This is a genomic window from Streptomyces sp. NPDC003720, assembly GCF_042875075.1.
Lineage (GTDB): Bacteria > Actinomycetota > Actinomycetes > Streptomycetales > Streptomycetaceae > Streptomyces.
The window spans coordinates 154,501-166,714 of the sequence record NZ_JBIANZ010000006.1; the positions used below are offsets into that span (position 1 = coordinate 154,501).

The 12,214-nt window shown below is 71.1% G+C and carries 9 protein-coding genes and 1 riboswitch; of the genes, 5 read left to right on the forward strand and 4 right to left on the reverse strand.

The features are described from left to right. Nucleotides 1-236: 236 nt before the first annotated feature. Nucleotides 237-884 (reverse strand): superoxide dismutase, encoded by a 648-nt coding sequence (locus ACFYU0_RS18160; protein WP_389302212.1) that lies wholly within the window; start codon nt 882-884, stop codon nt 237-239. 180 nt (nt 885-1,064) lie between these two features. Here ACFYU0_RS18160 and ACFYU0_RS18165 point away from each other — a divergent pair, with 180 nt between their 5' ends. After that, nucleotides 1,065-1,508: a Fur family transcriptional regulator gene (locus ACFYU0_RS18165; RefSeq protein WP_389302782.1), complete on the forward strand. Its 444-nt coding sequence runs from the start codon at nt 1,065-1,067 to the stop codon at nt 1,506-1,508. A gap of 167 nt (nt 1,509-1,675) precedes the next feature. Here ACFYU0_RS18165 and cobN read toward each other — a convergent pair whose 3' ends face one another. Then, entirely contained in the window at nt 1,676-5,272 is a 3,597-nt protein-coding gene (gene cobN, locus ACFYU0_RS18170; RefSeq protein WP_389302215.1) for a cobaltochelatase subunit CobN, read from the reverse strand. A 28-nt stretch (nt 5,273-5,300) separates the two neighbouring features. Further along, nucleotides 5,301-5,449, reverse strand: a riboswitch (cobalamin riboswitch). A gap of 66 nt (nt 5,450-5,515) precedes the next feature. On the opposite strand from cobN, the gene cobG reads away from it, so the two are divergent. Genes cobG through ACFYU0_RS18185 form a run of 3 tightly spaced genes read left to right on the forward strand, consistent with a single transcriptional unit; the run spans nt 5,516 to nt 8,905 of the window. Then, entirely contained in the window at nt 5,516-6,787 is a 1,272-nt protein-coding gene (gene cobG, locus ACFYU0_RS18175; protein ID WP_389302218.1) for a precorrin-3B synthase, read from the forward strand. Next, nucleotides 6,780-7,421, forward strand: a complete 642-nt coding sequence (locus tag ACFYU0_RS18180; protein WP_389302221.1) for a precorrin-8X methylmutase — start codon at nt 6,780-6,782, stop codon at nt 7,419-7,421. Before cobG ends, ACFYU0_RS18180 begins: the two co-directional genes overlap by 8 nt. Beyond that, nucleotides 7,418-8,905: a precorrin-2 C(20)-methyltransferase gene (locus ACFYU0_RS18185; RefSeq protein WP_389302224.1), complete on the forward strand. Its 1,488-nt coding sequence runs from the start codon at nt 7,418-7,420 to the stop codon at nt 8,903-8,905. Before ACFYU0_RS18180 ends, ACFYU0_RS18185 begins: the two co-directional genes overlap by 4 nt. Before the next feature lie 41 nt (nt 8,906-8,946). On the opposite strand, the gene ACFYU0_RS18190 is transcribed toward ACFYU0_RS18185, so the two are convergent. Further along, the gene (locus ACFYU0_RS18190; protein WP_389302227.1) at nt 8,947-10,110 is read right to left on the reverse strand and encodes a HoxN/HupN/NixA family nickel/cobalt transporter; all 1,164 of its coding nucleotides are present in this window, start codon (nt 10,108-10,110) and stop codon (nt 8,947-8,949) included. Between the two features lie 110 nt (nt 10,111-10,220). Further along, nucleotides 10,221-10,988, reverse strand: coding sequence for a cobalt-precorrin-6A reductase (locus tag ACFYU0_RS18195; protein WP_389302786.1), 768 nt, complete (start codon nt 10,986-10,988; stop codon nt 10,221-10,223). Between the two features lie 72 nt (nt 10,989-11,060). On the opposite strand from ACFYU0_RS18195, the gene ACFYU0_RS18200 reads away from it, so the two are divergent. Then, entirely contained in the window at nt 11,061-12,182 is a 1,122-nt protein-coding gene (locus tag ACFYU0_RS18200; protein WP_389302229.1) for a cobalt-precorrin-5B (C(1))-methyltransferase, read from the forward strand. Nucleotides 12,183-12,214: the final 32 nt, after the last annotated feature.

The window sequence follows — 12,214 nt, forward strand, 5'->3', positions numbered from 1 at the left end:
CGAGCCCGCCCCGGCCGTGGCCCAGGGCCATCCAGGCGGCGACGGTGCACGCCCCGGGCGTCGCCGCGCCGGGGGCCCGCACTGTCCCCGGACGTCCAGTCCAAGCCCTGCCGGTATCCCGCCACGGCACGGAAGGGCCCCCGCAAGCAGTGCGCTCGCGGAGGCCCTTCTGTGTGCGCCTGCCCGGTGAAAGGTGAGAAGACGATCACGAGCAGGACATCTGTGTGGCTACGGCGTCACGGCTTGAGCAGCAGGCTGTCGCCGCGCTCCTTGGCGGCGGCGTAGCGCTTGGCAACGTCCTGCCAGTTGACGACGGCCCACATCGCCTCGATGAAGTCCACCTTCTGGTTCTTGTACTGGAGGTAGAAGGCGTGCTCCCAGGCGTCGAAGACCAGGATCGGGGTGGAGCCCTGGCCGACGTTGCCCTGGTGGTCGTAGACCTGCTCGACGATGAGGCGGCCGCTCAGCGGCTCGTAGGCGAGCACGCCCCAGCCGGAACCCTGCGTGGTGGCGGCGGCCTTGGTCAGCTGGGCCTTGAAGCCTCCGAAGGAGCCGAAGGACTCAGTGATCGCGTCGGCCAGGTCACCCACGCCGTCCTGGGCGAGCGGCTCGCCGCCGCCGTCCTTCGGGCCGGTCATGTTCTGCCAGTAGATGCTGTGCAGGATGTGGCCGGAGAGGTGGAAGGCCAGGTTCTTCTCCAGGCCGTTGATCGAGCCCCACGACTCCTTGTCCCGCGCCTCGGCCAGCTGCTCCAGGGTGTCGTTCGCACCCTTCACGTACGCCGCGTGGTGCTTGTCGTGGTGCAGCTCGATGATCTCCGGGCTGATGACCGGGGCGAGCGCCGAGTAGTCGTACGGAAGTTCCGGGAGCGTGTAAAGCGCCATGTCCAACGTCCTCCGACGTTATTGCGAGTCGTATGCAGGTGCACGCTAGCAGTAAGAACGGTACCTTGCGATCATGCGTTGGACCTAGGACTCCCCTCCCCCATGTCGCGCCGCCGGCCGAGTGACGGCTGTCCGCGATCCGGACTTCTCGACGACGGCAAGGAAGGCAGACACGTGACCATGACCCCGCCGTCGGCACAGCACGGCGCGGCGGCACCGGACCACTCGGTACTGCTGCGACGCCACGACCTGCGCTGCACGGCAAGCAGGCTGTGCACTTTGAGGCTGCTGTCCGCGTCGGGGCAGCATCTGTCCACCGCCGAAGTCTGTGCTGAACTCCAGGAGATGGGTCTGCCGTTCGATCAGGCGACCGTCTACCGGACTCTGGAGACCTTCACGGAGGCGGGTCTGGCGCACGCCGTGCACGGCCCGGGCCCCAAGCGCTACGGCGTCAGTTCCGAACCCCACCATCACGCCGTGTGCGAGGAGTGCGGTCGCGTCCAGGATGTTGCGATCGCCCACGTGAGTGAAGCCGTGGAGCGGATCACCGAGCTGACCGGACTGCGCGCCGGTACAACGGGCTCGCTGCTGCTTTACGGCCGGTGTGCGCAGTGCAGCGAGTAAGTGAGCCTCCGTCACGGGTGCGGGGCGCCGCCGTCGGAACGGACGCTGTCAAAGGCATGACGACGCCCCACACCCAGCCGACGGCGGGGTACCGCTTCAGCACCCCAGCCGGCCGACCTTCGTCGAATCTAGACCTTATTGCGAGTCGTTCGCAATAAGGTCAGGGCTCACTCGTCGCCCTCCAGGTTGCCCTCCGTCTCCAGGTACACCTGCCGCAGTTCGTCCAGGACCGCCGGATCGGGCTTCGCCCACATCCCCCGCGACTCCGCCTCCAGCAGCCGCTCCGCAATGCCGTGCAGGGCCCAGGGATTCGCCTGCTGGAGGAACTCCCGGTTGACCGGGTCCAGGACGTACGTCTCCGTGAGCTTGTCGTACATCCAGTCGGCGACCACGCCGGTCGTGGCGTCGTAGCCGAACAAGTAGTCGACCGTCGCGGCGAGTTCGAAGGCGCCCTTGTAGCCGTGGCGACGCATGGCCTCGATCCACTTGGGGTTGACGACGCGGGCGCGGAAGACGCGGGAGGTCTCCTCCACCAGGGTGCGGGTGCGGACCGTCTCGGGGCGGGTGGAGTCACCGATGTACGCCTCCGGCGCGGTGCCGCGCAGGGCCCGGACGGTGGCCACCATGCCGCCGTGGTACTGGAAGTAGTCGTCGGAGTCGGCGATGTCGTGCTCGCGGGTGTCGGTGTTCTTGGCCGCGACCGCGATCCGCTTGTAGGCCGTCTCCATCTCCTCGCGGGCCGGGCGGCCGTCGAGTTCGCGGCCGTAGGCGTAGCCGCCCCAGACGGTGTAGACCTCGGCGAGGTCGGCGTCGGTGCGCCAGTCGCGCGAGTCGATGAGCTGGAGCAGGCCGGCGCCGTACGTTCCGGGGCGGGAGCCGAAGATGCGGGTGGTGGCGCGGCGTTCGTCGCCATGGGCCGCCAGGTCGGCCTGTACGTGGGTGCGGACGTGGTTGGTCTCGGCCGGTTCGTCCAGGGAGGCGGCCAGGCGCACGGCGTCGTCCAGGAGGCCGATGGTGTGCGGGAAGGCGTCGCGGAAGAAGCCCGAGATGCGCAGGGTGACGTCGATACGGGGCCGGCCCAGCTCCTCGTACGGGATGGGCTCCAGGCCGGTCACACGGCGCGAGGCGTCGTCCCAGACGGGGCGGATGCCGAGCAGGGCGAGGGCTTCGGCCACGTCGTCGCCGGCGGTGCGCATGGCGCTGGTGCCCCACAGGGACAGGCCGACGGAGGTGGGCCAGTCGCCGTTGTCGGTGCGGTAGCGCTCCAGGAGTGAGCCGGCGAGGGCCTGACCGGTTTCCCAGGCGAGGCGGGACGGGACGGCCTTGGGGTCGACGGAGTAGAAGTTGCGCCCTGTCGGCAGGACGTTGACCAGGCCGCGCAACGGGGAGCCGGAAGGACCCGCCGGGACGAAGCCTCCGGCCAGTGCGTGGACGGTGTGGTCGAGTTCGGCGGTGGTCGCCGCCAGGCGCGGGACGACTTCGCGGGCTGCGAAGTCCAGTACGGCGCGGACCTGTTCGCCGTGCTCGGTGGGTACGGCGGCTGGGTCCCAGTCCGCGTCCTCCATTGCCTGGACCAGGGCGCGGGCCTGCTCTTCGGCGGCGTCTGCGCTCGTGCGGGTCGCGGCGGACTCGTCCAGGCCGAGGGCTTCGCGCAGGCCGGGAAGGACCTTGGCGCCGCCCCAGATCTGGCGGGCGCGGAGGATGGCGAGGACGAGGTTGACGCGGTCGGCGCCGGTGGGCGGGGCACCGAGGACGTGGAGGCCGTCGCGGATCTGGGCGTCCTTGACCTCGCAGAGCCAGCCGTCGACGTGGAGGAGGAAGTCGTCGAAGCCGTCGTCGTCGGGGCGGTCGTCCAAGCCGAGGTCGTGGTCCAGCTTCGCCGCCTGGATGAGGGTCCAGATCTGGGCGCGGATGGCGGGCAGCTTGGCCGGGTCCATCGAGGAGATCTGCGCGTACTCGTCGAGGAGTTGCTCCAGGCGCGCGATGTCGCCGTAGGAGTCGGCGCGGGCCATGGGCGGGACGAGGTGGTCGACGAGGGTGGCGTGGACGCGGCGCTTGGCCTGCGTGCCCTCGCCGGGGTCGTTGACCAGGAAGGGGTAGATCAGGGGCAGGTCGCCGAGGGCCGCGTCCGGGGCACAGGCGGCGGACAGGCCGGCGTTCTTGCCGGGCAGCCACTCCAGGTTGCCGTGCTTGCCGAGGTGGATCATCGCGTCGGCGCCGAAGCCGCCCTCCGTCTGCGGGGCGGCGATCCAGCGGTAGGCAGCCAGGTAGTGGTGGGAGGGCGGGAGGTCCGGGTCGTGGTAGATGGCGATGGGGTTCTCGCCGAAGCCGCGCGGGGGCTGGATCAGAATGAGCAGATTGCCGAAGCGCAGGGCCGCGAGGACGATGTCGCCCTCCCGGTTGCGACTGCGGTCGACGAACATCTCGCCCGGCGCCGGCCCCCAGTGCTCCTCCACCGCCGTCCGCAGTTCCTTGGGGAGCGTGGCGAACCAGCGCCGGTAGTCGGCGGCCGGGATACGGACCGGGTTGCGGGCCAGCTGTTCCTCGGTGAGCCAGTCCTGGTCGTGACCGCCCGCCTCGATGAGCGCGCGGATCAGTTCGTCACCGTCACCGGAGGCCAGGCCGGGGATGTGCGTGTCCGAGCCGAAGTCGTACCCCTCGTCGCGAAGGCGCCTGAGCAGGGCTACGGCGCTGGCGGGAGTGTCCAGGCCGACCGCGTTGCCGATCCGGGAGTGCTTGGTGGGGTACGCCGACAGGACGAGGGCCAGGCGCTTCCGGGCCGGCGGGATGTGGCGGAGGCGGGCGTGGCGTACGGCGATTCCGGCGACCCGGGCCGCACGCTCGGGATCGGCGACGTAGGCCGGGAGGCCGTCGGCGTCGATCTCCTTGAAGGAGAACGGCACGGTGATCAGGCGGCCGTCGAACTCGGGGACCGCGATCTGGCTGGCCGCGTCCAGCGGGGAGACGCCCTCGTCGTTCTCCTCCCAGGTGGTGCGGGACCCGGTCAGGCACAGGGCCTGGAGGATGGCGACGTCGAGCGAGGTGAGCGCGCCCGCGTCCCAGGACTCGTCGTCGCCGCCGGCCGATGCCTCGGCCGGCTTGGTGCCTCCGGCCGCCAGGACCGTGGTGACGATGGCGTCGGCGGCCCGGAGTTCGGCGATCAGGTCGGACTCGGGGGCGCGCAGGGAGGCCACGTACAGCGGGAGCGGTCGTCCGCCGGCTTCCTCGATGGCGTCGCAGAGCGTGTGCACGAAGGCGGTGTTGCCGCTCATGTGGTGGGCCCGGTAGTAGAGCACCGCCACGGTGGGGAAGTTCGGTTCGCCGCTGGGTGCCGACCGTTGCAGTGGGCCCCATGTGGGTGCGGGGGCCGGTGCCTCGAAGCCGTGGCCGGTGAGCAGGACCGTGTCGGAGAGGAAGCGGGCGAGCTGCTCCAGGTTGGCGGGGCCGCCGTGGGCGAGGTAGGCGTGGGCCTCGGCGGCGATGCCGACGGGGACGGTGGAGGCGGCCATCAGCTGGGCGTCGGGGGCCTGTTCGCCAGTCAGGACGATCACCGGGCGGCCGTCGGCCAGCAGCAGGTCGAGGCCGTCCTGCCAGGCGCGGATGCCGCCGAGGAGGCGTACGACGATCAGGTCCACGCCGTCGAGGAGGGCGGGAAGGTCGTCGAGGTGCAGGCGGGCCGGATTGGCGAAGCGATAGGCGACCGGGCCGTCGGCCGCGCGGGCGCTGAGCAGGTCGGTGTCGGACGTCGACAGGAGAAGGATCATGCGCGGTCGGCCTTCCTCGGGGTCCGCGCCCCGGGCGGTTCAGGACGGCGGGAGTTCCTGGCTCACCCGGCCCCTTGAGGGACAGGCTCACAGTGGCGGGACCGCGCCGGAGTCGCACCGGGCTTCCTCCCCTGTCGCCGTCTGCGGCGAAGGCGGACCGGATGATCCACCGAGGAGCATAGTAAGGGGCACTGAAGAGGTACGGGGCATACGTTTGGTCGGATCGTCGGTATGCTCGCCGCCATGTCCACGGCTCCCGTACTTCTGTCGTCCCAGGCCGCAGCGGTCTTCCGGGACCGCGGTGACGCCTGTCCGGGCGCGTTGCGGCTGCACCCGGCAGACGACGGCGCGTTGGCGCGGGTACGGATTCCCGGGGGCGTGCTCCGCGTCGATCAGGCCAGGGCACTCGGGCGTGCGGCACGCGAGTTGGGCGACGGGGAGCTGCATCTGACCTCACGGGGTAACGTGCAGCTGCGTGGGCTTCATGCCGACTACGGTGGCGAGTTGGCGGAGCGGCTGAGTGCAGCCGGGCTGCTTCCGTCGTGGCGGCACGAGCGGATTCGTAACGTCGTCGCATCGCCACTGTCCGGCCTCGACGGGCACGGGTTCGCCGACGTACGGCCGTGGCTGCCGGCGCTGGACGAGCTGATCTGCGCGAGCGAGACGGCGGCCGGGCTGTCCGGGCGGTTCCTCTTCGCCCTCGACGACGGGCGCGGGGACGTGGCCGGTCTGGGAGCCGACGTGACGGTACGGGCGACGCCGGACGGGGATGCGTGGCTGTGGATCGGAGAGTCCGATCGCGTCGCCCTCGTCAGCGCCGAGGACGCGCCCGCAGCAGCTGTCCTGGCTGCGGAAGTCTTCCTGGAGTCAAGTCGGGGCCGCGCGTGGCGGGTTGCCGAACTCGGCGAAGCAGCCGATGACTTGATGGGTGAGGTGTTGGCGCGCCTTCCACAGGGGCGAGCCGCGGTCGCACCCTCGTGGCCCGTCGGAGTGCCGCCGCGACCGGGCGTCGTCGAGAACCCCGACGGTGGAACGGGACTGTCCGTCCTTGCCCCGCTGGGTCGTATCACCGCCGCCCAGTGGACGCAGTTGACGGCTGTCGCATCCTCCGAGGCACGCCTGACCCCCTGGCGGGGCGTGGTCCTTCCCACCGTCACCGCCGACCGCCTCGCCGCCCTCACCACCGCCGGACTGATCACCGACCCCGCCTCCCCCTGGCTCGGCGTCGGCGCCTGCACCGGACGGCCCGGCTGCGTCAAGTCGCGCACAGACATCCGTACGGACGCGGCGGCGGCTCTCGCCCCCGGCGGCGAGCTCCCGGCGTACTTCTCCGGCTGTGAGCGGCGCTGCGGCCGGCCGCGCGGCGACCACGTCGACGTCGTCGCCACCGAGGCCGGCGGGTACCGGATCTCCGTCGTACGAGACGGACGCCCAGCCCCCGCCACCACCATCGACGACCCTTCGCAGCTCGCGACCGCCCTCGCGGCGGCCCGCACGGACGACACGGATGACTAGGAGCACGGTGTTCGAGTACGAGAAGGACGGCGCGGCCATCTACCGCCGGTCCTTTGCCACGATTCGCGCGGAGGCGGACCTCGCGGGCCTGCCCGCCGACGTCAGCCAGGTCGCGGTGCGGATGATCCACGCCTGTGGGATGGTCGACCTCGTCCGGGACCTGGCCTACACACCCGCCGTGGTGGCCCGCGCCCGCGAGGCCCTGCGTGCCGGAGCACCGATCTTCTGTGACGTGCAGATGGTGGCCAGTGGCGTGACCCGCAAGCGGCTTCCGGCCGGCAACGACGTGATCTGCACGCTGTCCGACCCTTCCGTACCGGAACTGGCCGCGGAGCTGGGCACCACGCGCAGCGCCGCCGCGCTGGAGCTGTGGCGCGAGAGGCTGGAGGGTGCGGTGGTCGCCGTCGGCAACGCACCCACCGCCCTCTTCCGGCTCCTGGAGATGGTCGAGGAGGGTGCGCCCCGTCCGGCGGCCGTGATCGGTGTACCCGTGGGCTTCGTGGGCGCCGCCGAGTCCAAGGACGCCCTGGCGGAGCACCCGTCCGGACTTGAGCACCTGGTGGTCCGTGGCCGTCGGGGCGGCAGCGCCATCGCCGCGGCCGCCCTCAACGCGATCGCGAGCGAGGAAGAGTGAGCGGGAAGCTGTACGGGGTGGGGCTCGGCCCCGGGGACCCGTCCCTGATGACCGTACGCGCGGTGGAGGTCATCGCCGAGGCGGACGTGGTCGCGTACCACAGCGCCCGCCACGGCCGGTCGATCGCGCGCTCGATCGCCGGCAAACACATCCGGTCCGACCACATCGAGGAGCCGCTGGTCTATCCGGTCACCACCGAGACCACCGACCACCCGGGCGGCTACAAGGGCGCTATGGAGGAGTTCTACGCCGAAGCATCCGCCCGGCTCGCCGCGCACCTGGACGCCGGCCGTACGGTCGCGGTGCTCGCTGAGGGCGACCCGCTGTTCTACGGCTCCTACATGCACATGCACAAGCGGCTGGCCGACCGGTACGACACCGAGGTGATCCCCGGCGTGACGTCCGTGAGCGCGGCCGCGGCGAGGCTGGGTGCCCCGCTGGCGGAGGGCGAGGAGGTGCTGACGATCCTGCCGGGCACGCTGCCCGAGGAGGAGCTGACGGCACGCCTGGCCGCGACGGACGCCGCGGTGGTCATGAAGCTGGGCCGGACGTTCCCGAAGGTGCGGCGGGCACTGGACGGTGCGGGGAAGCTGGACCGGGCCCGCTACGTCGAAAGGGCCACCATGTCCGGGGAGCGGCTCGCCGAACTGGCCGCCGTCGAGGCGGAGTCGGTGCCGTACTTCTCGGTCGCCGTGCTGCCCAGCCAGGTCGACGCCGGGCCGGTCGTGCGCGAGCGGGGTGAGGTCGTGGTCGTCGGTACCGGTCCGGCCGGCCCGTTGTGGCTGACGCCGGAGTCGCGTGGCGCGCTGGCCGCCGCCGACGACCTGGTCGGCTATACGACCTACCTGGACCGCGTCCCCGTACGGCAGGGCCAGCGCCGCCACGGATCGGACAACCGCGTCGAGGCCGAGCGCGCCGAGTTCGCGCTCCAGCTCGCCCAGCGGGGACGGAAGGTGGCCGTGGTGTCCGGGGGTGACCCCGGGATCTTCGCGATGGCCACCGCCGTGCTGGAAGCCGCCTCGCAGGAGGAGTACAAGAACGTGCCGGTGCGGGTGCTGCCGGGGGTGACCGCCGCCAACGCGGCAGCGGCCCGGGCCGGCGCTCCCCTCGGCCACGACTACGCGACCATCTCCCTCTCCGACCGCCTCAAGCCCTGGGACGTCATCGCCGAGCGGCTGTGCGCGGCGGCCTCGGCGGATCTGGTGCTGGCCCTGTACAACCCGGGCTCGCGCAGCCGTACCTGGCAGGTGGGCAAGGCGCGGGAGCTGCTGCTGGAGCACCGGGCGCCGGACACGCCGGTCGTGGTCGCGCGGGACGTCGGCGGCTCCGGCGAGCGGGTCCGGATCGTCCGGCTGGCCGACCTGGATCCGGCCGAAGTCGACATGCGCACCATTCTGCTGGTCGGCTCCTCACAGACACAGGTCGTACGGCGCGGGGACGGCGAGCAGATCGTCTGGACGCCGCGTCGGTATCCGGAGGCGTGAGCGTGTGCGGCGCCTCTGTGGCAGAGGCGCCGCATCCGGCACTACTCGGCGCCCTGCTCCGCGGGCTGGGCCAGGCCCGCCGTCCACTTCTCCTCGATGCGGCCGACCTTCCACACCAGCAGGGCGACCGCCCAGGTGGCGAAGAACAGGCCGACGATGACGTAACCGATGATGTTGAGGTCGAGCCCGGAGACCCAGTCCCAGAAGGCGCCGTGCAGATCGGCCTTCTCGGCGATCAAACCCAGCAGCTCGACGGTGCCGATGATCAGTGCGACGGCGACGGACAGGCCGGTGATGGTGAGGTTGTAGTAGACCTTCCGGACCGGCTTGGAGAACGCCCAGCCGTAGGCGAAGTTCATGAACGAGCCGTCGATGGTGTCCAGCAGCGACATGCCGGCCGCGAACAGGATCGGCAGGCAGAGGATGGCGTACCAGGGCAGGCCGGAGGCGGCGCCCGAACCGGCGAGGACGAGGAGGGCGATCTCGGTGGCGGTGTCGAAGCCGAGACCGAACAGGACACCCAGGGGGTACATCTGCCACGGCTTGGTGATCGACTTCATCAGGCGGCCCAGGATGCGGTTCATGAAGCCGCGGTTGTTGAGCTGCTCCTCCAGGGCGGCCTCGTCGAAGTGGCCGGAGCGCATGTCCCGGAAGACCTTCCAGATACCGGCCATGATCACGATGTTGATGATCGCGATGACGTAGAGGAACGTCCCGGAGACGGTCGTACCGATCCAGCCGGTGATGTCGTGCAGCGAGGAGTTGTCGTTCTCGACCGGCCCGGCCAGCGCCTTCACGCCCAGGGAGAGCAGGAAGGCGAGGGCGAAGACGATGGTGGAGTGGCCGAGGGAGAACCAGAAGCCGACGGACAGTGGGCGCTGCCCCTCGTTCATCAACTTGCGGGTGGTGTTGTCGATCGCGGCGATGTGGTCGGCGTCAAAAGCGTGCCGCATGCCGAGCGTGTAGGCGGTGATGCCGATGCCTATGCCGAAGGTCTTGGTGCCCAGGCTGTAGTGCTCGGGGGCGACGATCACCACGAGCGTGAACCAGCCGATGACGTGCAGAGCCAGGATGAAGGCGGCCATCCCACCGGCGCTGGCCCATTCCTTGCGGGTCATCGAGGTGCGGATGCGGTGCCACGAGATGCCGCGGCCGGTGCCTGGAGGGGCAGGGCGGGGAGAAGCGGAATCAGGAGCGGTGGTCATGGAGACGCGAGCCTTACTGCTTGGCGAGCGACTGTTTTCAGCCGCGCCTTCCAAGTTTCTGCCAATAGGTTGCAACAACAAGAGGGCCGCAGTAAAGCCAGGGTCAGGATTCAGTCACTCACTGGAAAAGTCGCCAGCTCAACGCGCTCCCGCATCCAGCGGACCGCCTGCCCGGGATCAGGCACGACCGGAACGCCGTCCGGGACAGGCGGCCGACGCACCACGACCACCGGCAGCCCCGCCTCCCGGGCAGCCACCAGCTTCGGCGCGGTGGCCGCTCCTCCGCTGTCCTTCGTCACGATCACGTCGATGTGGTGGCGGCGCAACAGCTCGCGCTCCCCGTCGAGGGAGAAGGGGCCGCGGTCGAGCAGCGCTTCCATGCGGGTCGGGTGCGGGGGCTCGGGGGCGTCCACGGACCGCACGAGGAACCACAGCTCGTCCAGGTCCGCGAAGGCGGCCAGGCCCATGCGTCCGGTGGTCAGGAACACGCGCCGCCCGAGCGCGGGCAGCAGCCGCGCGGCGTCCTCCAGCGAGCCGGCCTCATGCCACCGGTCGCCCTCGACGGGGACCCAGCCGGGGCGGCGCAGGGCGAGCAGGGGAACATGGGCGGTGGCGGCGGCCGCGGCCGCGTTGAAGCTGATCGTTCCGGCGAAGGGGTGGGTGGCGTCGATGAGCGCGTCCACGTGGTGCGCTCCCAGCCACTGTGCGAGCCCGTCGGCGCCGCCGAACCCGCCGATGCGCACCTCACCCGGTGGCAGCCGTGGCGCGGCCACCCGGCCGGCCAGGGAGGAGGTCACCTTCACATCCGGCTCTTCGGCGGCAAGGATCTCGGCGAGGTGGCGGGCCTCGGTCGTTCCCCCGAGGATCAGCACGTGCACGGCGATTCCGTCCCGTTCATCGAGTAGTTCCACCGAGTAGTTCCACCGAGTAGTTCCACCAAGTAGTGAGGTATGAGCAGCAGCGAGGCGAAGGGCGGCCGCAGCGCCCAACTGAAGCACACCGGCCTGCGCCCCGGCTGGACCACCGGCGCCTGCGCGACCGGCGCGGCCACCGCCGCGTACACGGCACTGCTGACCGGCGACTTTCCCGATCCGGTGACGATCACCCTGCCCAAGGGGCAGACCCCGGCGTTCGCACTCGCCGCCGAGGAGCTGACCGGTTCCTTCGCGATGGCGGGCATAGTGAAGGACGCGGGTGACGACCCCGACGTCACCCACGGCGCGCTGGTACGAGCCACCGTGCGGCGCCTGCCCGCAGGCTCGGGCGTCGTCTTCAGGGCCGGGCCCGGCGTCGGCACCATCACCCGCCCAGGGCTGCCCCTCCCGGTCGGCGAACCGGCCGTCAATCCCGTCCCCCGGCAGATGATGCGCGACCACGTCGCGTCCGTCGCCCGGGCCCACGGCGACGGAGGCGACGTCGAGATCACGATCTCCGTCGACCACGGCGAGGAGATCGCCCGCTCCACCTGGAACCCCCGCCTCGGCATCCTCGGCGGGCTGTCCATCCTCGGCACGACCGGCATCGTGGTCCCGTACTCGTGCTCGGCATGGATCGACTCCATCCGGCGCGGGGTCGACGTGGCCCGGGCGGCCGGACGCACACACGTGGCGGGCTGCACCGGCTCGACCTCGGAGAAGACCGTCACCGCGGTCTACGGCCTCCCCGAGGACGCGCTGCTCGACATGGGCGACTTCGCGGGCGCGGTCCTGAAGTACGTACGCCGGCACCCCGTCGACCGCCTCACGATCTGCGGCGGCTTCGCCAAACTGTCGAAACTCGCGGCCGGCCACCTTGACCTGCACTCCGCACGCTCCCAGGTCGACAAGGGCTTCCTCGCGGAACTCGCCCGCCGGGGCGGCGCGGACGAGACCCTCACCGCAGAGGTCGCGAACGCCAACACCGGCCTGGCCGCGCTCCAGTTGTGCGGGGCCGCGGGAGTACCGCTCGGTGACCTGGTCGCCGTGGCCGCCCGCGACGAGGCCCTGGCCGTCCTGCGCGGGGCGCCCGTCGCGGTCGACGTGATCTGCATCGACCGGGCGGGGGCGGTCGTGGGGCGCAGCGCGGTCCGCTGACGGCCGAGCGGGAACGGCCGTCACCGCGTGAC